We start from the raw sequence: 1,502 nt of genomic DNA, 5'->3' as shown, positions 1-1,502 counted from the left end.
CCGTGCCCGTGTCATTTCGACATCTGCCGCCGTTGGTTCTTGCTCACCCCGCCAGAGAGCCACAAGCGCCCCGATAGTGGGGTCAAAGGCACCGTCCGTTCGCTCGGTCAGTGCGCGTGCTTCCCGCAAGAACGCAAGGGTGGTGGGGCGGACACGGACGGGCCTCTGTGCTCCCTCGGCGTTGATTGCCCAGAGATCGCTTCCTGGATCGTAGGCCGAGAGCTGCTGCTCCACCGCCTCGATCTCGGCGAGCGCCGCCTCGCCCGCCGCCCGTAAGCTCTCCTCACGCTCGCCTTCCAGCACGAGCTCAAAGCGGCAGCGCATCGCCTCTGTCGCCAGCAGTACGGTTTTCATCTGTTGATTATAGCGGGTACACTGGTTTTTCTGATGCCTGAGCCCCTCTTGCCTCCCATCCCTCCCTACACCAAGCTGCGGCTCCCGACCGAGCGGGTGACAATCCCCATGGTCTTTCCTGTGCTGAGTGTGGTGCGCTGGCGGGCGAGCTACAACGAGGACTGGGGAACCCATCGCCACACAGGCTGTGATCTCATCGCGCCAAAGTTCACGCCGATTATTGCGCCGTTTGCTGGGACACTCGGCTTTAAGCCGCAGACCTTCTGGATCGTCCGCGACGATGGCTGGGGCTGCCTGGGGACACACCTCAACGACGATACACCAGGAACTCGTGATGGGAAAGCCAACCTTGACTTTATGTTTGCACCCAACCTCGTACCAGGAGAAAGCGTGGAGGAGGGGCAGATGATTGGCTACGTGGGCGATAGTGGGGATGCCAATGGCCCGCACCTACACTTCGAGCTACACGGCCCCGACGGTATGCGCGACCCTGCGCCGTCGCTGCGCGAAGCAAGGCGGATTGCGAAGCCCACACCGCTGCTTGTTCTTGCGACAACGGAACCGCCTGAGCCGGGTCAGCTTCGCACCGAGGGCTGTGTGCGCAGCTTTCATTCGGCTACGCGCCGCCTGACACTTGTGTTGCTCAAGGAACCTCGACAGGTGGCATTTACCCTCAGCGAGCTTGCTCTCCAGCAGCTTGGAGGCGCAGTGGGAATCGCTGCGCTCTCACGAAGCCGTGTGGTGAGTGTCTACCACCGCAAAAATACTGTGGAACGCGCCCGCCTTGCTCCCATCTCTAGCCTTGCCCCTGTCTCAAGCCTGAGAGCGGGCGAGAGTAGCCAGCCTCTTCTGCGGCTGAGTGGCTCGGCACTGAGTAGTGACCCAACCCTGACCCGCTGCGCCGCCGCCGAGCTCACACAGTTTTCACGGCTGTCGTCGCCGCGCTGGGTTCGCACGGGGAGCATGGCACTCGGGCCGCTGCGGATGCGCGGCACCAAGCTCAAGCAAGCCGCTATTCTAGGGCTGGCCGGCACTCCTGCGACGCTCTTCTCTCAGGAAATCGTGCAAGAGGCGCTCCGCTACACAGGCTTCACCCGCTTTGGCGGCGCGGTCGGCAACGGTCGCCTCCTCCTCGTCCTCGCCGATGG

2 protein-coding genes are annotated in these 1,502 nt (G+C 63.1%); one reads left to right on the top strand and one right to left on the bottom strand.

Features of this window, described 5'->3' with window-relative positions:
- Nucleotides 1–354: FAD:protein FMN transferase (locus tag ACH2EH_RS14170; RefSeq protein ID WP_395142694.1), on the bottom strand; the 354-nt coding region annotated here is incomplete at its 3' end.
- Between the two features lie 33 nt (nucleotides 355–387).
- Between ACH2EH_RS14170 and ACH2EH_RS14165 the strand changes: the two genes are divergently transcribed.
- Nucleotides 388–1,502 (top strand): M23 family metallopeptidase (locus ACH2EH_RS14165; protein WP_395142693.1); only part of this gene is annotated, 1,115 nt, incomplete at its 3' end.

Origin of the sequence: Armatimonas sp., from assembly GCF_043760365.1 — a bacterium.
Classification (GTDB): Bacteria; Armatimonadota; Armatimonadia; order Armatimonadales; family Armatimonadaceae; genus Armatimonas.
Note: the sequence above shows the minus strand (reverse complement) of the source record. Positions and strands in the feature narration are given on the sequence as shown.